The organism is Stutzerimonas kunmingensis (genome assembly GCF_002929225.1).
Classification (GTDB): Bacteria; Pseudomonadota; Gammaproteobacteria; order Pseudomonadales; family Pseudomonadaceae; genus Stutzerimonas.
Genome location: NZ_PISM01000004.1, coordinates 523,670 through 541,421 on the forward strand (window position 1 = coordinate 523,670; position 17,752 = coordinate 541,421).

At 61.4% G+C, this 17,752-nt stretch carries 19 protein-coding genes; 13 read left to right on the forward strand and 6 right to left on the reverse strand.

The features are described from left to right. Positions 1-4: 4 nt before the first annotated feature. The gene (locus CW305_RS03540; protein ID WP_014819884.1) at positions 5-916 is read right to left on the reverse strand and encodes a DMT family transporter; all 912 of its coding nucleotides are present in this window, start codon (positions 914-916) and stop codon (positions 5-7) included. Positions 917-1,162: 246 nt separating this feature from the next. On the opposite strand from CW305_RS03540, the gene erdR reads away from it, so the two are divergent. Continuing rightward, complete coding sequence (gene erdR / locus CW305_RS03545) at positions 1,163-1,813, forward strand: response regulator transcription factor ErdR (RefSeq protein ID WP_023444830.1); 651 nt, start codon at positions 1,163-1,165, stop codon at positions 1,811-1,813. A gap of 14 nt (positions 1,814-1,827) precedes the next feature. On the opposite strand, the gene CW305_RS03550 is transcribed toward erdR, so the two are convergent. Next, positions 1,828-2,754 (reverse strand): LysR family transcriptional regulator, encoded by a 927-nt coding sequence (locus CW305_RS03550; protein WP_023444829.1) that lies wholly within the window; start codon positions 2,752-2,754, stop codon positions 1,828-1,830. A 113-nt stretch (positions 2,755-2,867) separates the two neighbouring features. Here CW305_RS03550 and fpr point away from each other — a divergent pair, with 113 nt between their 5' ends. Continuing rightward, a complete protein-coding gene (fpr, locus tag CW305_RS03555; RefSeq protein ID WP_023444828.1) occupies positions 2,868-3,644 on the forward strand; it encodes a ferredoxin-NADP reductase in 777 nt (258 codons plus the stop codon). 55 nt (positions 3,645-3,699) lie between these two features. Here the strand turns inward: fpr and CW305_RS03560 are convergent, their stop codons facing one another. Next, the gene (locus tag CW305_RS03560; RefSeq protein ID WP_104097111.1) at positions 3,700-4,185 is read right to left on the reverse strand and encodes a YchJ family protein; all 486 of its coding nucleotides are present in this window, start codon (positions 4,183-4,185) and stop codon (positions 3,700-3,702) included. A gap of 1 nt (position 4,186) precedes the next feature. Next, positions 4,187-4,684, reverse strand: a complete 498-nt coding sequence (locus CW305_RS03565) for a DUF6231 family protein (RefSeq protein WP_031297457.1) — start codon at positions 4,682-4,684, stop codon at positions 4,187-4,189. A 132-nt stretch (positions 4,685-4,816) separates the two neighbouring features. On the opposite strand from CW305_RS03565, the gene CW305_RS23860 reads away from it, so the two are divergent. Continuing rightward, entirely contained in the window at positions 4,817-5,455 is a 639-nt protein-coding gene (locus tag CW305_RS23860) for an OmpA family protein (RefSeq protein WP_483883557.1), read from the forward strand. Between the two features lie 59 nt (positions 5,456-5,514). On the opposite strand, the gene CW305_RS03575 is transcribed toward CW305_RS23860, so the two are convergent. Then, positions 5,515-5,979, reverse strand: coding sequence for a CopD family protein (locus CW305_RS03575; RefSeq protein WP_023444824.1), 465 nt, complete (start codon positions 5,977-5,979; stop codon positions 5,515-5,517). A gap of 87 nt (positions 5,980-6,066) precedes the next feature. Between CW305_RS03575 and dinG the strand changes: the two genes are divergently transcribed. From dinG to pdxH, 4 genes are all read left to right on the forward strand, one after another. After that, positions 6,067-8,211 carry an ATP-dependent DNA helicase DinG gene (gene dinG / locus CW305_RS03580; RefSeq protein ID WP_104097113.1) on the forward strand — a complete coding sequence of 715 codons (2,145 nt, stop codon included), beginning with the start codon at positions 6,067-6,069 and terminating at the stop codon, positions 8,209-8,211. 109 nt (positions 8,212-8,320) lie between these two features. Continuing rightward, on the forward strand, positions 8,321-9,469 hold the full coding sequence (locus tag CW305_RS03585; RefSeq protein ID WP_042925701.1) for an EstA family serine hydrolase: 1,149 nt from the start codon (positions 8,321-8,323) through the stop codon (positions 9,467-9,469). Positions 9,470-9,605: 136 nt separating this feature from the next. After that, positions 9,606-10,232, forward strand: a complete 627-nt coding sequence (locus CW305_RS03590) for an OmpA family protein (RefSeq protein WP_014819893.1) — start codon at positions 9,606-9,608, stop codon at positions 10,230-10,232. 196 nt (positions 10,233-10,428) lie between these two features. Further along, positions 10,429-11,076 (forward strand): pyridoxamine 5'-phosphate oxidase, encoded by a 648-nt coding sequence (pdxH, locus tag CW305_RS03595; RefSeq protein ID WP_014819894.1) that lies wholly within the window; start codon positions 10,429-10,431, stop codon positions 11,074-11,076. A 221-nt stretch (positions 11,077-11,297) separates the two neighbouring features. Here the strand turns inward: pdxH and CW305_RS03600 are convergent, their stop codons facing one another. Beyond that, positions 11,298-11,534 carry a hypothetical protein gene (locus CW305_RS03600; RefSeq protein ID WP_104097114.1) on the reverse strand — a complete coding sequence of 79 codons (237 nt, stop codon included), beginning with the start codon at positions 11,532-11,534 and terminating at the stop codon, positions 11,298-11,300. A gap of 164 nt (positions 11,535-11,698) precedes the next feature. On the opposite strand from CW305_RS03600, the gene CW305_RS03605 reads away from it, so the two are divergent. From CW305_RS03605 to CW305_RS03630, 6 genes are all read left to right on the forward strand, one after another. Next, the gene (locus tag CW305_RS03605) at positions 11,699-12,160 is read left to right on the forward strand and encodes an outer membrane lipoprotein (protein ID WP_041013547.1); all 462 of its coding nucleotides are present in this window, start codon (positions 11,699-11,701) and stop codon (positions 12,158-12,160) included. Positions 12,161-12,376: 216 nt separating this feature from the next. Continuing rightward, positions 12,377-15,169, forward strand: coding sequence for a monovalent cation/H+ antiporter subunit A (locus CW305_RS03610; protein WP_023443740.1), 2,793 nt, complete (start codon positions 12,377-12,379; stop codon positions 15,167-15,169). Continuing rightward, on the forward strand, positions 15,169-15,498 hold the full coding sequence (locus CW305_RS03615; RefSeq protein ID WP_003299385.1) for a Na+/H+ antiporter subunit C: 330 nt from the start codon (positions 15,169-15,171) through the stop codon (positions 15,496-15,498). Before CW305_RS03610 ends, CW305_RS03615 begins: the two co-directional genes overlap by 1 nt. Continuing rightward, positions 15,495-16,994: a monovalent cation/H+ antiporter subunit D gene (locus CW305_RS03620; RefSeq protein WP_023443741.1), complete on the forward strand. Its 1,500-nt coding sequence runs from the start codon at positions 15,495-15,497 to the stop codon at positions 16,992-16,994. Before CW305_RS03615 ends, CW305_RS03620 begins: the two co-directional genes overlap by 4 nt. Further along, entirely contained in the window at positions 16,991-17,491 is a 501-nt protein-coding gene (locus CW305_RS03625) for a Na+/H+ antiporter subunit E (RefSeq protein ID WP_014819899.1), read from the forward strand. The genes CW305_RS03620 and CW305_RS03625 overlap by 4 nt, the downstream gene beginning before the upstream one ends. Beyond that, positions 17,476-17,745, forward strand: coding sequence for a K+/H+ antiporter subunit F (locus tag CW305_RS03630; protein WP_023443742.1), 270 nt, complete (start codon positions 17,476-17,478; stop codon positions 17,743-17,745). The genes CW305_RS03625 and CW305_RS03630 overlap by 16 nt, the downstream gene beginning before the upstream one ends. Positions 17,746-17,752 lie beyond the last annotated feature (7 nt).

Below are 17,752 nucleotides of genomic sequence, written 5' to 3' on the forward strand. Positions count from 1 at the left end.
GCCGTCAGGCCTTGGCAGGACTGGCTGTGGTTAGCGGCTCGGCTTTGCGCGGCCAGAGTTGTGCGGCGAGCATGCCGATGAACATCAATACGCAGCCCATGTAGCCGCGCAGCGTCAGGCTTTCCTCAAGGAACAGTGCGCCCGCGATGGCTGCGAACACCGCTTCCAGTGAGAGGATGATCGCCGCATGGGAGGCGATCGCATGCTTCTGCGCAACAACCTGCAGCGTGTAGCCAACCGCAACGGCGAACAATCCACCGTAGATGAGGGCCGGTCCGGCGAGCCAGATGCTGGTCGGCTCAATCTCTTCAAAGATCAATGCCAGCAGCAGGCTCACCACGGCACAGGTGGCGAACTGCAGGAAGGCCAGGCGAATCGCGTCGTGGCGGCTGACGAAGAAGCTCACCAGCAGCACATGCAGGCCCCAGACGAAGGCGCCGGCCAACTGGATCCAGTCACCAGAGGCAACGGTGAAATCCTCGCCGATGCTCAGCAGCGCCATGCCGGCAACGGCGAGAAAGGCGCCGACCCAGGTTCCGAGGCCTGTCCTGTGGCCAATGATCAGTCCCAGCAGTGGCACCACGATCACGTACAGGCCAGTGATGAATCCCGAGTTGGTCACGCTGGTAAACAGCAGGCCCACCTGCTGCAGGTTGATTCCCACGGTCAGCGCAAGCCCCATGCTCAGGCCGCCGAGCAGCAGGCCACGCTGAAGAAAGGGTTCGTGCCGGGCTTTGGTGCGGCCCTGGTAGATCACCAGTGGCAGCAGCGCGAGAGCGCCCAGGGCGAAGCGCAGGCCGGTAAATAGAAACGGGCCGATGTTGTCCATGCCGATGCGTTGGGCGACGAAGGCCGTGCCCCAGATCATGGCGGTGATCAGCATCAGGAAGTCGGCGCGGAGGGCTTGGCTACGCATGTTTCGGCTCGGTCGGGAAAAGTCGCAGACTTTGCTACAAAGCGCCGCGCTTGACCACTTATTCATGGGTGGGCATGCTTGCGCCGCTTGATTTGTTGTGGCGGGCGGCCGATATTCGGTCTGGCCGGCCGAAAATTTCACATCGGACCATCCCCGGAGCGTTGTCTCGGGGTTTCTGCCGTCATCTTGTCGGCATCGGCTGCTCAAGCCGATGAAAAAGCGCCAATAAAAACTACAGGTCTGCCAATGGCTGCTTACGAAATAATCATTGCCGATGATCACCCGCTTTTCCGCAGCGCGCTGCAACAGGCGCTCACCATGGGGCTAGGGGAAAACGTACGTCTGGTGGAAGCGGCCAGCATCGCCGAACTGGAAAGCCTTCTAAATCAGGGCGCCGATTGGGATCTGGTGCTGCTGGATCTGAACATGCCTGGAGCCTATGGTTTCTCGGGGTTGGCACTGCTGAGGGGGCAGTATCCGCATCTACCGGTAGTCATGATCTCGGCACAGGAGGACGCAGCGGTCGTTGCGCGCTCCCGTGAGTTCGGTGCCAGCGGTTTCATTCCCAAGTCCAGTTCTCTGGAAACCATCCAGGAAGCGGTACGTGCTGTTTTGGATGGCGATGTCTGGTGGCCTAGCAACATCCAGGATGTAGCCAACGTCAGCGATGAGGCCAAGGCCGCCAGCGCCGGGCTTGCCAGCCTGACGCCGCAACAGTTCCGAGTGCTGACCATGGTCTGTGACGGGCTGTTGAACAAGCAGATCGCCTACGAACTGAGCGTTTCTGAAGCGACCATCAAGGCTCACGTTACCGCTATCTTCCGCAAGCTCGGCGTGCGTACCCGCACCCAGGCAGCCCTGTTGCTGCAGCAGATGGGTTCCATTCCAACCAGCTGATCCGGATGCGGGCCTCAGGCGATCGGCGGCAGCTGGATTTCATCGCTGCGGCGCACGCCTGAGGTCAGGGCGCGGCACTGTTCGACGAACTCGAGCATGGCCGCGGTCTGATACTTGTGCGAATGCCATATGAAGTAGAACTGGCGGCGCAGGTCCAGCTCGGGCGTCGCCACCGGTACCAGGCTGCCACGGCGAAAGGCGTCACGCAGCGCCAGTCGAGAAATACAGCCGATCCCCAGTCCCGACTCCACCGCGCGTTTGATCGCTTCGGTGTGCTCCAGCTCGAGCCGCACGTTCAGCTTGCCTGGCCGATGTCGCACAGCCTGTTCGAAGGTCATCCGCGTGCCGGAGCCCTGCTCGCGGAGAATCCACGCTTCTCTGGTCAGCTCGTCCAGGCCCACCTCGCCGCGCCCGGCCAGCGGGTGCTGCGGCGCGCAGAATACCACCAGCTCATCTTCGATCCACGGCTGGACCTCAAGGTCCGGGTGCTGGCAATCACCTTCGATCAAACCCAGATCAAGTTCGTGTTGCGCGATCTGATGCACGATGTGCGCAGTGTTGTGTACATGCAGCTTCACTCGGCATTCCGGGTGGCGCTGCATGAAGCTGCCAATCAGTAACGTGGCGAGGTAGTTGCCGATCGTCAGCGTTGCACCGACCGCCAGTGAGCCGAAGCCGCTCTTGCCGTTGAGCAAATCCTCGATGGCGCGTGCCTGATCGAGCAGGGCAACTGCCTGCGGCAGCAGCTGTTGTCCGAGAGCGTTCAAGCAAAGCCTTTTGCCGGCTCGGTCGAAGAGCTGGCAGCCGGACTGGCGTTCCAGTTCGGCCAGCGACGTACTGGTTGCGGACTGTGACAACGAGAGGCTCTCGGCTGCGCGCGACACGCTTTCCTGGCGGGCGACAGCGGCAAACACTTCGATCTGACGGAGAGTAAAATGCATATCTATATAACCGATAACCTATATCTTTATTATCCAGTTAACGAATAAAGGCGCCATCGCTAGACTGGCGCCACGTAACGACGCCCGTCGCGACACCACGAGGAATTCGTAGCATGAGCAATCTGAACGTAGAGCGCGTTCTCAGTGTGCACCATTGGAGCGACACGCTGTTCAGCTTCAAGACCACCCGCAATGCAGGCTTGCGCTTCGAGAACGGCCAGTTCGTCATGATCGGCCTAGAGGTCGAGGGCCGTCCGCTGATGCGCGCCTACAGTATCGCCAGTCCCAACTACGAAGAGTATCTGGAGTTCTTCAGCATCAAGGTGCAGAACGGCCCGCTGACTTCTCGACTGCAGCACCTGCAGGAAGGCGACCAGATCATGGTCAGCCGCAAGCCAACCGGAACACTGGTGCTCGACGACCTGCTGCCTGGCAAGCATCTTTACCTGCTCAGCACCGGCACGGGCCTGGCGCCATTCATGAGTGTCATCCAGGACCCGGAAACCTACGAGCGCTTCGAAAAAGTCGTGCTGGTGCATGGTGTTCGCTACGCAAACGAAGTCGCCTATCGCGAATTCATCACCGAGCACCTGCCGCAGAACGAGTTCTTTGGTGAGGCGGTGAAAGAAAAACTGATCTATTACCCGACTGTGACGCGCGAACCTTTCGAGAATCAGGGCCGCCTGACCGAGCTGATGCGCAGCGGCAAACTGTTCAGCGACATCGGCCTGCCTCCGATCAATCCGCAGGACGATCGCGCGATGATTTGCGGCAGCCCGAGCATGCTGGACGAAACCAGCCAGGTGCTGGACAGCTTCGGTCTGAGCGTCTCGCCGCGGATGGGCGATCCGGGGCACTACCTGATCGAGCGCGCATTCGTCGAGAAGTAGCGCATCCGCTCCACGCCGCCGCCTCGCGCGGCGGCTATCCCGGTGCGGTCTGGCATCAGACGTAGGCGGCGCAGCACTTCTTGAATTTCGAACCGCTGCCGCATGGGCAGGGATCGTTGCGTCCGGCCTTGAGTGGCACCGTCGGATCGATGAAATACCATTTTCCGTCGCGTTGAACGAAGGCCGAGCGTTCCTGGTGGACATGCTCGCCCGCCTGGTCGTGCCAGCGGGCGGTGAAGGTCACCCGTGCATGTTCAGGCTTGCCGCCGAGCACTGCACTCTCGTTCACTTCCAGCCCCAACCAGGTGCTGTCCAGGCTCCAGCGGCGCATGCCGTCCATGTCCAGCGCCGTCTGTTGCACCGGCAGCGTGGTGGCCTGCAGATAGTCGACCAGACCCAGCACGTAGGCGCTATAGCGCGAGCGCATCAGCAGTTCGGCGCTGGGTGCCGGTGTGCCCGCGTGATAACGGCCACAGCACTGGTCAAGCGTATTGCCGCTGCCGCAAGGGCAGTTGGGCGCGAGGGGGCGCTGTTCGCTCATGTCACCACCAGTACTTTCCGAAGTTTTCCGGGTTGGCCCAGAACCTGGCATTCAGCCAGTCCGGAACCTGCTTGTATTGGAGCAGGTCGTAGGTGAAGAGCGTCAAGGTCTGTCCGTCGCGCTGGAAGCGCTCGCTGACTTGCAGGGCTAGTGCATAGAAGTCTGTGGTCCTCCATTCGGATGCGTCGAGATCCACGAGTACTGCCATACGGCTGGCATTCAGATTGCGAACGCTGCCGAGCAGCTCCAGGCCGTTACGCTTGGGCATGTGCTCCAGACAGTCGACGAACAGGGCCAAATCGTAGCGCTGAGAGGCCAGTTGTTCTGATAGCGGCGCGGCATCGGCGCGGTCTAGCTGAAACTCCGGATGACATTCGGCGTAGGCAGCCAGAGCAGGTTGATCACTGCGCCCCACGTGCAATAGATGGCTTGGGGCATAGTGCTCGAGCATCGCCGCAAGCGCTTGTTGTGGCGTGTGCACTACAGGGTTTTCAGTCAATAGAGAATCCTCGTTTCAAAGGTGAAGACTAGCGCGGTGCCGTTTGTCGGCCTAGTCTGAAAATAACCGGAGCCGCCCGGATTCCCGTACGTGGCGATTCTGGCTGAATGTCCACACTGGAGGTTTTGATCGATGAGTACATTACGGACAGCAGTACCCGTTATTGTCATGACCACGTTCCTGGCTGGTTGTGCAGGCGTGCAGAAACAGGATTGGCCGACATGTGCGGCCGTGGGTGGCGTGACCGGTGCCGCGCTGGGGGCCATCGAGAGCAGCTCCTATGCCGGTTGGGGTGCGCTGATCGGTGGTGGTGTCGCGGCAGCCTATTGTTGGGCCAACGGCATGGAAGAGGAAACGGTCGCCGTCGTCGAGACGGTCGAGCCTATGCCTCAGTCCGAGCCGGAACCGGAGCCTGCGGCAGAGCCGGTGCGCGTCGAACTGGACGTCAAGTTCGACTTCGATCGTGATGTGGTCAAGCAGGATAGCTATGGCGACATCCAGAATCTGGCTGATTTCATGAAGGAATATGGCCAGACCACGACCGTGCTCGAAGGCCACACCGACTCCGTCGGTACCGATGCCTACAATCAGCGCCTTTCCGAGCGCCGCGCCAATGCGGTTCGTCAGGTGCTGGTCGACCAGTATGGCGTCGAGGGTGATCGGGTGAATGCAGTTGGCTACGGCGAATCGCGCCCGGTCGCCGATAACGCAACCGAAGAAGGCCGCGCTATCAACCGTCGCGTAGAGGCTGAGGTCGAAGCACGCCCTTGAGTCGAATGCGGTAACAGATCCAGCCGGGCCCAGTGTCCGGCTGTTTTATTTTACGGCTGTCAGAACGACGGCCGTACGCTGGCCAGCGCGATCACCAGCAGGCCAAGCACGAGGTTGATGCCCACCAGTCGGCGAATCTGCCCGAGCACCGCACCACCGTCCGGCCACCGCTCGGCCTCGACCGCGCGCTTGAGGACCGGCAACTGCAGTAGCTGGATACGCAGAAACAGCGCCAGCATCACCAGATACAGACCGGCCATGATGTGAACGTAGCGCGGTGCGCTTTCCAGCGGGCCGAAACGCATGTGCCACATGCCGATGCCGCTTAGCGGCAATACCAGCACCGCCACCCACACCCAGACGAAAAAACGTCGGAACACATCTGCCCATAAGGTCAACCGTTCCGGTGCCTGCAGCACCGCCACCGCCGCGGGGCGCAGCACCATCCAGGCGAAAAACATTCCGCCCACCCAGACCGTCGCGGCGAGTACATGCAGGGTGTAAAGCAGGGCAAATGACGTCATGGGGCAAATCTCCGGTGGCGGCAGGGCGAACGCGCGCTATCATAGCCGCCCCATTGAAGTACTGAAAATATATACAGCTCCGCGCCCATGCTCAGCACCGAACTCAAGTCCCAGATCCAGGGCGCCTACAGCCGTTTTCTCGAAGCCAAGGGGCTCAAGGCCCGCTATGGCCAGCGCCTGATGATCGCCGAGGTCGCCAAGGTGCTCGGCACTATCAAGACCGATGATGAAGGGCGTCGCGAGAGCGAGCCCGCGGTCGTCGCGGTCGAGGCGGGCACCGGTACAGGCAAGACCGTCGCCTACAGTCTGGCGGCGATCCCCACCGCCAAGGCGGCTGGCAAGCGGCTGGTGATCGCCACGGCAACGGTCGCCCTGCAGGAGCAGATCGTGCACAAGGATCTGCCGGACCTGATGCGCAACAGCGGACTGAATTTCAGCTTCGCATTGGCCAAGGGCCGCGGGCGCTACCTGTGCCTGTCAAAGCTGGATCTGTTACTGCAGGAAGGCCAGGCGCAGAGCGCGACCGCCCAGTTGTTCGAGGAAGAAGGCTTCCGCATCGAGGTCGACGAGCGCAGCCAGAAGCTCTTCACCGGCATGATCGAGAAGTTGGCGGGTAATCGCTGGGATGGCGACCGCGACACCTGGCCGGAGGAGCTGGGCGATGCGGACTGGTCGCAGCTCACCACGGATCACAGTCAATGCACCGGCCGGCATTGCCCCAACTTTCAGCAGTGCGCGTTCTACAAGGCGCGCGAGGGCATGACCAAGGTCGACGTGATCGTCACCAACCACGACATGGTTCTGGCTGACCTGGCCCTTGGCGGCGGTGCGGTGTTGCCCGATCCACGTGACACCATCTACGTCTTCGACGAAGGGCATCACCTGCCGGACAAGGCCATCGGTCACTTCGCCCATTTCACCCGGTTGCGCTCCACGGCTGACTGGCTCGGGCAGGTGGAAAAGAACCTGACCAAGCTGCTTGCCCAACATCCGCTGCCGGGCGAGCTCGGTCGGCTGGTGGAGGGCATCCCAGAACTGGCTCGTGATCTGCGCACCCAACAGCAGTTCATGTTCAGCGCCTGTGAGCAATTGGCCGATTTCAAGGCCGGTGAGGACATGGAGGGCCGTGAGCGGCCGCGGCACCGCTTCGTCGGTGGCGTGGTGCCGGAGCATCTGATCGAGCTGGGCACCGAGCTGAAGAAGGGTTTTTCCAAGCTGACCGATCTGTTCAGTCGGATCGCTGAACTGCTCAAGGAGGCCATGGACGGCGACGCAGGTGGCGGAATCGCCAGCCATCAGGCCGAGGAGTGGTACCCGCTGTTCGGCAGTCTGCTGACGCGTTCGCTGAACAATTGGGAGTTGTGGACCGCATTCACCGTCGAAGACCCGGAGGATAGCCCGCCAATGGCGCGCTGGCTGACCCTGGCGGAAGGCGGGGCGCTGTTCGATATCGAGGTCAATGCCAGCCCGATCCTTGCAGCGGAAACATTGCGGCGCAATCTCTGGAATGTCGCCTTTGGTGCGCTGGTGACATCGGCGACGCTCACGGCGCTGAACAGTTTCGACCGCTACCGCATGCGGGCCGGTTTGCCCAAGGCTGCGGTCACCGCCGTGGTGCCGAGTCCTTTTCATCATGCCGATGCCGGGGTGCTGCGCGTCCCCGATCTGAAGGCCGATCCGCGCGATGCTGCAGCACACACGGCAGCCATCGTCCGCGAACTGCCGGGATTGGTCGAAGGTGCACGGGGAACACTTGTACTGTTCTCGTCACGCAAGCAGATGCAGGACGTGTTCGACGGCTTGGAGCGTGAATGGCGTCGGCGGGTGCTGATCCAGGGCAACCTGTCCAAGCAGGAAACCCTGAACAAGCACAAGGCGCGGGTGGACGACGGCGAGTCCAGCGTTCTGTTCGGGCTTGCCAGCTTTGCCGAAGGCGTCGATTTGCCGGGGGCATACTGCGAGCATGTGGTGATTGCGAAGATTCCGTTTGCAGTCCCCGATGACCCGGTCGAGGCCGCATTGGCAGAGTGGATCGAGGCGCGCGGCGGCAACCCGTTCATGGAGATCGCCGTTCCAGATGCCTCTCTGCGGCTGGTGCAGGCCTGTGGGCGGCTGCTGCGTACCGAGGCGGACCGTGGAACCATCACGCTGCTCGACCGGCGGGTGGTGACGCAGCGCTATGGCAAGGCGATCCTCAATGCGCTGCCGCCGTTCCGTCGCGAGATCAGTTGATAGGCGAGATAACCGGTCGCGATATCACCCCATCAGCGCTTCGTCTGGCGGTTTTGTTGCGTAATGGCGGCTGCAAGAATCCCGAGAATTGATTGCGAGAGGTGACAGCGTGCAGGTTCAGGGCTATTTCGATCTTCGTTTCGAGGCCGTTCGCGATGCGTTCGGCGCGCTGTTCGACGGCACCCAGCAGCGCGGCGCGGGACTCTGCGTGCAGATCGGCGGCGAGACGGTCGTCGATCTCTGGGCCGGCGTTGCCGACAATCAGGGCGAGCAGGTGTGGCACAGCGATACGGTGGTCAACCTGTTCTCCTGCACCAAGACCTTCACCGGGGTTGCTGCGCTGCAGCTGGTCGAGGAAGGCAAGTTGCAGCTGGATGAGCCCGTCGGCCGTATATGGCCGGAGTTCGCAGTCAATGGCAAGGAAACCATCACCCTGCGTCAGCTGCTCTGTCATCGGGCGGGATTGCCGGCGATTCGCAGACCGCTAGCCGCCGAAGCGCTGTACGACTGGGACGTCATGACCGCCGCGCTAGCAGCCGAAGAGCCATGGTGGACGCCCGGCACCGATCAGGGCTACGCGGCGATGACCTACGGCTGGCTGGTTGGTGAGCTCCTGCGTCGTGTCGATGGCTGTGGGCCTGGGGAGTCGATCGTTCGTCGTACGGCGGTGCCGCTCGGGCTTGACTTCCATATCGGTCTCGGCGACTCCGAGGCTCATCGTGTCGCTTATCTCACGCGCACCAAGAACGACTTCGGTGACGCTGCCGCGCAGCGCCTGTTCAAGGCGTTGATGAGCGAGCCGGAGTCAATAAGTGTCCGGGCCTTCAACAATCCACCGTCCATCATGAGCAGTGGTAACAAACCGGAATGGCGACGCATGGCGCAACCGGCAGCCAACGGCCATGGCAATGCCCGCTCGTTGGCGGGTTTCTATACAGGGTTGCTGCAGGGCAAACTTCTGGATGAGTCGCTGCTGCGCGAGATGACCAGTGAGCACAGCGCAGGACAAGACCGCACTCTGTTGGCGGCCACGCGTTTCGGCCTCGGCTGCTGGTTGGATCAGCCGCACGTCGCCAATGCCACCTTTGGTATGGGAGAGCAGGCGTTCGGTCACCCTGGTGCCGGTGGCAGTGTTGGTTTTGCCGATCCGGAGCGTGAACTGGGGTTCGGTTTCGTGACCAATACCCTCGGCCCCTATGTGCTGATGGACCCGCGTGCTCAATCGCTGGCGCGCAGCGTTGCAGCATGCCTGCGTTGAACCACTCGTCACTTCTGGCCTCGCAGGCTTTTCAAAAGAAGGGCTTGCGTCCACAATTTCAACTCGAACTCAATAGTGGCCTCACCTCGATTGGTCGCACCCTCCTAGAACGCTTCTGGTTGACGGAACCTGCCTCATGAACCTGCTGAAGAGCGTCTCCCTGATTTTCTGCATGATCGTCGTTGCCGGGTGCAGCTCGAAGAGCGAGAAACCGAGCGAGGCCGCTGCCCCGGCTACGGTCAAGGTGGATTACGCCTGGCTCGATGAGTACGAGCCGCAGTTGAAGGATGCGCTCGTGGGCAGTGGTTTCGAGGTGGAGCGCCGTGACAGCGTGCTGGTGGTGACTGCGCCGGTGGACTCGTCCTTCAATCCGGATCGTCCCGGCATGCTCCTGCCGGTAACCCTCGGGCCGATCACCCGTGTTGCAAAGCTGGTCGAGAAGGACGACAAGACTGCCGTAGTCGTACTCGGTCATGCCGACAGCACTGGCTCTGCGGACACCAATCGCACCGTAAGTCGCGAGCGTGCCGGTGCCGTGGCGGCCATTTTCCGCCTGAGTGGCCTCAAGCATAACCGCCTGCGCATTCGAGGCCTGGGTTCCGACATGCCGCGTGCAGCCAACGACAGCAAGGAAGGCCGGGCTCTGAACCGTCGGGTCGAGATGGTACTGGCGCCGCAGGCGACGATGCTCGCATTGATCGCTAAGTACGAGCAGCCGGCGCAGGCCGCGACTCAGGTGGCGCAAGCCGAGGTCGCCAAGTAGCGCTGCCAGGCATTGGATATCGACAGGCCCGCATGCGGGCCTGTTTTCGTTGGGCATGGTTGCCTTGAATCAAGCGCGTTGCCTGAGCACGCGGATAAGCTAGTTCATGCAGGCCGGCTGGGTTCAACCACCGTCGCCCGGCGAATGGCCGCCTGGTAGGCTGAAGCCTGCTTATTCGACTACAAGGAGCCCCGCGATGATCCAGACCCTGGCCGATATGCGCCGTGACTACACCCGTGACGGACTCAGCGAGGCCAATGCACCAGCCGAGCCGTTCGGATTGTTTCGTCAGTGGTTCACCGAGGCCACGAAAACCGAACAGGCGCCGGTGGAGCCTAACGCGATGTCCCTGGCTACGGTCGACTCCGACGGCCGTCCTCACTGTCGCATCCTGCTTCTCAAGGCGCTGGATGATCGAGGCTTTACCTTTTTCACCAATTACGACAGCGCCAAGGGTGAGCAACTGAATGCTTCGCCCTATGCAGCCATGACTTTCTTCTGGCCGACACTCGAGCGTCAGGTTCGTATCGAGGGGCGGGTGGAGAAGGTTACTCAGGAGGAGTCGGATGCTTATTTTCAAGTCCGCCCCTTGGGTAGCCGGCTCGGTGCCTGGGCATCGCCGCAGAGCCAGGTGATTCGCGATCGCGCCGAACTTGAGCGTTTGCTGGCGGAAACCGAGCAGCGCTTTCTCGACACGGCACCCCATTGTCCGCCGCACTGGGGTGGTTATCGCCTGTTGCCGGAGCGTATGGAGTTCTGGCAGGGCCGGCCTAGCCGCCTGCATGATCGTCTCGACTATCGTTTGATCGCAAACAGCTGGCAGCGGGAGCGCTTGGCGCCCTAAATGGTCTCCCAGCAACGAACTAGTCCAGGCGCTGTTGCTCCAAGCCTCTTGTACCGGAGAGCGGCGCTTTGCTGGAGCGCCAGCCGGTAAGCTCTCGCGCCGTGCTGGTAACGCTCTGTAACCAGCAAACGATCACCTGGTGCTAGGGATGTGCTTGCCGATGGTCAGAGACCATGAAAGCGTGGCTTGTCTGTTCGGGTCTGATCTTCTGAAAGTGCCGATCAGAGGTCGGGGTAGTGTTGTACCTGCTGCTCCAGCCAGCTTTGTAGTTCCCGCCGCTTGATCTTCTGACTCTTCGCGTCGGCGAGGCGTTGTAGCATCCAGCTGCGCTTGTCTGGGTCGCTGCCGGCGATTGAAAGCGCCAGGTCCCGATCGGCCCAAAGTCGGAAGCGCATGATCAGCCAGCCGTGAAAAGCCAGGCCAGCTATGGTGGTGATGGCTATGATGAAGTAATCCATGGATCGTCTCGGCGAGAGGAACCGGTGCGCCAGGTTCGACTCGCATAGGTATGCTAGGAAGGTAGTAAATGCTGAGTCAGGACGGAGAAGTTGCCAAGCGCTTTTTTGTCGCTACTGCTCATGCCGCCGTTCAGAAAGAAACAGCTGTCCGCAGGAGAATTGCAATGCGTAGGTCCATTTATGTCGCTTCCTTTACAGCTCTGACGCTCGCTCTGGGTGGGTGCGCCTCCAGCCTGACCGGAGATACCTATTCTCGGGATGAGGCGCGAGCCGTACAGACTGTGCGTTACGGAACCATCGAGTCGCTGCGCCCGGTGAAGATCGAGGGAACCAAGACCCCCATCGGCACTGGCGCCGGTGCCGTCGTTGGCGGCGTTGCCGGCAGCGGCATCGGCGGTGGCCGTGGCAGTGCGGTTGCTGCAGTGATTGGTGCTGTGGCAGGTGGCATGCTGGGGTCGGCGGCGGAAGAGGGGATTACCCGCACCCAGGGTGTCGAGATCACGGTGCGCGAGGATGATGGCAACATGCGCGCCTATGTGCAGGCCGTGGAGCCCAATCAGGTGTTTCGGGTCGGACAACGGGTTCGCATCCTCACCGTCAGTGGTACCAGTCGCGTGGCGCCCTGATCTTCATAGCAGCTGCCCGAGGCTGAAGTCAGAGCGCTGTCACCGCTCCGTAAACGGAGCGGTGACAGCGCTTTTTGTTTTTCGAAATACATGAATCCATGACGCCAGCATCATCGGTATGGATAATCGGGCACACATTTATGTGCTGTTTCAGGCAGTTGCTGTGCCTGCAAGGATAAGAATGCCTCCGCTCAGGTGGCTTAAGGGGTCTCGTTCATGGCGCTTGCGCTGATCATCGCTTTGCCATTTCTGGGCATCTTCCTGCCTTTGCTCCTGGAGCGGTTTGGTCGCTCCGCTTGTGCCTTTGGCGCGGGCCTGGCGCCACTGACAGCGCTGATTCTGCTGCTGACCAAACGGGCCGACGTATTTGCCGGCCAAACCGAAATCATCCATTACGAGTGGTTGCCGCAGCTCGGACTCAACCTGAGCCTGCGCCTTGATGGATTGGGCTTCCTCTTCGCCCTGTTGATTCTCGGCATCGGTCTTCTGGTCATTCTCTACGCTCGCTATTACCTGTCGAAGAAGGACCCGATGGGGCGATTCTTCGGCTTCTTCCTGTTGTTCATGGGCGCCATGCTCGGCGTGGTGCTGTCCGAGAATCTGCTGCTGATGCTGATGTTCTGGGAGCTGACGAGCCTTTCGTCGTTCCTGCTCATTGGTTACTGGAATCACCGCGCCGATGCGCGCCAAGGCGCGCGCATGGCGCTCGCCATCACCGGGGGGGGCGGCCTCGCCTTGCTCGCCGGGATTCTGCTGATCGGCCATATCGTCGGCAGCTTCGAGCTCACAACCGTGCTCGCTTCGGGCGATCTGATCCGCGCCAATGCGCTGTACCCGCTGACTTTGATTCTCGTGTTGCTCGGTGTGTTCACCAAATCCGCGCAGTTCCCTTTCCACTTCTGGTTGCCGCAGGCAATGGCGGCCCCTACACCAGTGTCGGCCTTCCTGCATTCCGCGACCATGGTCAAGGCTGGTGTCTTCCTGCTCGCTCGACTGTACCCGGCGCTGGCCGAGTCGGAGTGGTGGTTCTACATGGTCAGCGTCACCGGGCTGGCGACATTGCTGCTGGGCGCGGTGATGGCGCTGTTCCAGCACGATCTGAAAGGCCTGCTGGCCTATTCCACCATCAGCCATCTGGGCCTGATTACCTTGCTCTTTGGCCTGGACTCGCGTCTTGCAGCGGTCGCGGCGATCTTTCACATCATCAACCACGCGACCTTCAAGGCCTCATTGTTCATGGCCGCCGGGATCATCGATCACGAGACCGGCACTCGCGACATGCGCCGCATCAATGGCATGTGGAAGTACATGCCACACACCGCGGCACTCGCGATGGTGGCGTCGCTGGCAATGGCCGGTGTCCCATTGCTCAATGGTTTCCTGAGCAAGGAAATGTTCTTCGCCGAGACGCTCGATCAGCACCTGCTCGGTAGCTTCTATTGGACGATTCCCGCGGCAGCGACGCTGGCCGGTGCGTTCTCGGTCGCCTATTCGCTGCGTTTTGTTCACGACGTGTTCTTCAACGGCGAGCCGATCGATCTGCCGAAGTACCCGCCACACGAACCTGCACGCTACATGAAGATTCCGGTGGAAATCCTCGTGTTGCTCTGCCTGCTGGTGGGGATGCTACCGGCTTTCACCGTAGGCCCATTGTTGGCGGCGGCGGTGTCGGGAACGCTGAATGGCAACGTGCCTGAATACAGCCTGTCGATCTGGCACGGCTTCAACTTGCCGCTGGCCATGAGCTTTGCTGCGCTGATTGGCGGGATACTGATCTATTCGCTGCGCAAGTGGGCGTTCCGCTGGTACGAAGGGTTGCCCACGGTCGATTCGCTGGAGGTGTTCGAACGGGTGATGGGCGGACTGACCCTCGCCGCACGTCACGTCACCTGTCTGCTGGAAAACGGCTCGCTGCAACGCTACATCGCCCTCATGCTGCTCAGTACGCTGGTGCTCGTGGTTTTTGCGTTGACCCCGTTGGAAACGCTGCATGGGCCGGTCGCGCTGACGCCGCTTGATGGAATCACCGTGCTGGGTATGGCGATTCTGGCGCTGACTTCGCTGCTGACCGTGCTTTTCCATCGCCGCCGTCTGACCGCGCTGATCGTACTCAGTGTCGTTGGTCTCATGGTTGCGCTCGGGTTTGCCCGTTATTCCGCCCCGGATCTGGCGCTGACCCAGCTTTCGGTAGAGGTGGTGACGATCATCCTGCTGATTCTCGCGCTGTTCTTCATGCCCGACCGTACGCCGGCCGAGTCGAGCAGTCTGCGTGCCTTCCGCGATTTCGTTCTCGCGGGCGGCAGCGGCACCATGGTCGCGCTGCTTGCCTACACCGTGCTGACCCGGCCCTATGACAGCATCGCGTCGTACTTCCTCGAGAACAGTGTTTCCGGCGGCGGCGGCAAGAACGTCGTGAATGTGATCCTGGTGGACTTCCGTGGGTTCGATACCCTGGGCGAGATCGCAGTGCTGGCGATCGCCGGCGTAGGCATCTATGCGCTACTCAAAGGCCTGCGCCTGCCGCACCCGGTTCGCGACTACGGCGGGCGACCCTGGTCGGTTGACCGGCACCCCATGGTTCTGGATGCACTTGCCCGCGCGCTGCTACCGATGGCGCTGCTGATTTCCGCCTTCATCTTCCTGCGCGGGCACAACCTGCCGGGTGGCGGATTCATTGCCGGTCTCATCACCGCGGTGGCACTGATTCTCCAATACATCGCGCATGGCGTGAGCTGGGCACAGGCGCGGCAACCGATCAGCTATCACGCACTCTGCGGCGCAGGCCTGCTTATTGCGGGGTTGACGGGGCTGGGCAGCTGGGCGTTCGGCTACGCGTTCCTGACGTCGTCATTCGGGTATTTCCATCTGCCTCTCGTCGGAGAGTTCGAGCTGGCGACTGCAATGCTCTTCGATCTGGGGGTTTATCTGGTGGTTGTCGGCGCGACATTGCTGATTCTTTCCAACATCGGCCAGGTCAGCCAGGACGATTCCAACAGGGAGGTGCTGTAGTGGAAGCGCTGTTCGCAATCACGCTGGGAATCATGACGGCCAGTGGCGTCTATCTGCTCCTGCGTGCCCGGATCTTTCCGGTGGTGATGGGGCTGACGCTGATTTCCTATGCGGTCAATCTGTTCATCTTTTCCATGGGCCGGCTGGCGACCGGCGTTCCGGCGGTGATAGGCAAGAGCGCGGAGTATGGCGATCCGCTGCCGCAGGCGCTGGTGCTTACGGCCATTGTCATCGGCTTCGCCATGACCGCCTTCGTGGTGGTGCTGGCGTTGCGCAGCATCGGAGAGCTGCGTACCGATCACGTCGATGGTGAGGAGCCGCGCAAATGAATCATGCGTTGATTCTCCCGCTGCTGCTGCCGTTGTTCATGGGGGCGCTGTTGCTGTTCGCTCATCGCGCGAACAAGTCGACCAAGCGCCTGCTTTCACTGGCGGCAACCTGGACCCTGGTCCCGATTGCGATATGGTTGGTGCTGCTTGCCGATGATGGCCAGCTGCGGATCTATGCGCTGGGTAGCTGGCAGCCGCCATTCGGCATCATTCTCATGCTGGACCGGTTGAGCGCGCTGATGCTGCTGGTGACGGCGGTGCTGGCTGGTTTCGCAGCGCTTTATGCGTGCCGTGGTGATGATGAGCGCGGGCCGAACTTTCACGCCCTCTATCAGTTCCAGCTGCTCGGCATCAATGGTGCCTTCCTGACCGGCGACCTGTTCAACCTGTTCGTGTTCTTCGAGATCCTGTTGATCTCCTCGTACGCCTTGCTGCTGCACGGCCATGGTCAGCGCAGGGTGCGCTCGGGTATGCACTATGTTGTGCTGAATCTGCTCGGCTCTTCGCTGTTTCTGATCGGCGTGAGCATGCTCTACGGGCTGCTGGGCACCCTGAACATGGTCGACATGGCTGCCCGTGTGAGCGCGGCCGATCCGGCCGATGCGCCGCTGCTGGCGGCCGCCGGGTATCTGCTGCTGGTGGTGTTCGCGCTCAAGGGCGCAATCCTGCCGCTGTACTTCTGGTTGCCGCGGGCTTATGCATCGGCCACCGCGCCGGTCGCTGCGCTATTCGCGATCATGACCAAGGTCGGGCTGTACGCGATCATTCGTGTGTTCACCCTGGTCTTCGGCAGCGAAGCGGGCGAGTTGAGCGGCATGGTCGATGTCTGGCTCTGGCCGCTGGCTCTGCTGACGCTCGGTGCGGCCGTGATAGGCGCATTGGCCGCTCGCAGCCTGCAGGTGCTGCTGGCCTATCTGGTGGTCGTGTCGGTGGGCACGCTTCTGGCGGGTATTGCGCTCGGCAGCGAGGCAGGGCTTGCTGCGGCACTTTATTACTTGGTCCACAGCACGCTGGTTGCGGGCGGCTTGTTCCTGCTCGCCGATCTGATAGCTCGTCAGCGCGGAGACCTGGGGACCGATCTGATTTCGGCGCCTGCGCTGCGTCAGCCGCTGCTGCTGGGTACGCTGTTCTTCATGGGCGCCATCTCCGTGGCCGGTCTGCCTCCGTTCTCCGGCTTTCTCGGCAAGGTGATGCTGCTGCGCGCCATCGAGCTTGGCGCAGACGCTATCGCGCTGTGGGCCGTGGTGTTGGTCGGGGGGCTGGGCATGCTGATTTCACTGAGCCGAGCCGGCAGCCTGGTGTTCTGGCGTCCCAGTGCCGAGGCGGTGGGGCAGCCTGCCGATGCCATTCGGGTCCTGGCGACGGTCGGCCTGCTGCTTGGTAGTGTGATGCTGGTTGTCGCCGCCGGCCCGCTGCAGGCGTTCGTGCAGGCAACTGCTGCGCAGCTGCTGGATGTTGCGCCTTATCTGCAGATCCTTCAGGGAGGTGCGGCATGAAAGCGCGCTGGTTACCTAATCCCGCCCTGACCTTGATGCTGGCCATTCTCTGGCTGCTGCTCAATAACACGCTGAGCTTCGGGCAGTTCTTGCTCGGTCTGTTTCTTGGTTGGGCGATTCCACTTCTGGTTCGGGGGTTTCTCATTGAGGTGCCGCGCATACGCAAGCCGCTGCAGCTGTGCGTGTTCTCGCTCAAGGTGCTCTTTGACATCGTCGTGGCCAATGTGCACGTCGCCAAGCTGGTGCTGGGGCCGAAGAAAAACCTGCGCCCTGCGTTCATCGAGGTGCCCATGGCCATCGAGAACGAGTTCGTCCTGTCCACACTGACCAGCATCATCTCGCTGACGCCTGGGACGGTATCTGCCTGCCTGAGTCAGGATCGCCAGATGCTTATGGTGCATGCGCTGGACGTGCCTGACGTCGATGCGCTGATCGCTGACGTCAAGCGTAACTATGAGGCGCCACTGCTGGAGATCTTCGAATGCTCGCCTACGTGATTCCGTTCTGTATGGCCGTTTTGGGGCTGGCGGCGGTGTTGAATGTCGTTCGTCTGGTCCAGGGGCCGGACATGCCCGACCGAGTGCTAGCGCTCGATACGCTGTACATCAACGCGCTCGCGCTTATCGTGCTGTTCGGCATCTGGCTCGCCTCCGACCTGTTCTTCGAGGCTGCACTGCTGATTGCCGTGATGGGTTTCGTCAGTACCGTGGCAATCGGTAAGCACCTGCTGCACGGCGACATCATTGATTGAGGGAAAC